Below are 670 nucleotides of genomic sequence, written 5' to 3' on the forward strand. Positions count from 1 at the left end.
GCGTCGAACTCCACCGCGAACATTCTGACCCTAAAGATAAAAAGCTACGGCTACGCCCCGCTGGTGCGCACCTGGGTCAGCAGCAACGACGTTCCCACCGGTAAGCCTGCCCCGGATATGTACCTGGAGGCGGCGCAGAACTAAGCGGCATCCGCCCTCCACCTCGTAGCAGCATAAAAAAGACCCCCGGCCCGCTCCTGAACTGCCTCCCGTTTCTTGGACAACGAAAATAAAGTCCAAGAAACAGGAGGCTTTTCATGTCTATAAATCTGGGAATGAGACACGATCGTTTGCTTCGGAAACAGGCAGCGCAAATGTTTGAGAAAGGATTTGGCTATGGTTTAACCGCCAGCAGGCTTGGTATGTCTGCCGCGACTGTGAGAGAGTGGCAGAAAATGTACCGCGTCATCGGGAAGGGCGGGCTTCTTGCCATGGGAATAAAGCGGACCAGATACGACTATGAGACCAAGATTGCCGCAGCGAAGGCTGTGGTTGATGGTGGGATGAGTAAGCCTGAGGCGATGGTGCGTTTCGGTATTGCAAGTGCGACACCGTTGAAGCAGTGGTGCAGGCTGTACCGGCAGGGCGGCGCGCAGGCGCTTAAACCTAAACCTAAGGGCAGGCCGAAGGGGTCGGTACGGGCGGTGCCACCAACGCGTGAGGAGGAACT

Annotated in this window: 1 protein-coding gene; it reads left to right on the top strand. The window is 56.4% G+C overall.

Annotation, left to right across the window (positions count from 1 at the left end):
• Positions 1–257 precede the first annotated feature (257 nt).
• Positions 258–670 (top strand): helix-turn-helix domain-containing protein (locus HMPREF2894_RS02600; RefSeq protein WP_070677701.1); only part of this gene is annotated, 413 nt, incomplete at its 3' end.

The sequence above is a fragment of the Rothia sp. HMSC066G02 genome (assembly GCF_001813145.1).
Taxonomy (GTDB): Bacteria; Actinomycetota; Actinomycetes; order Actinomycetales; family Micrococcaceae; genus Rothia.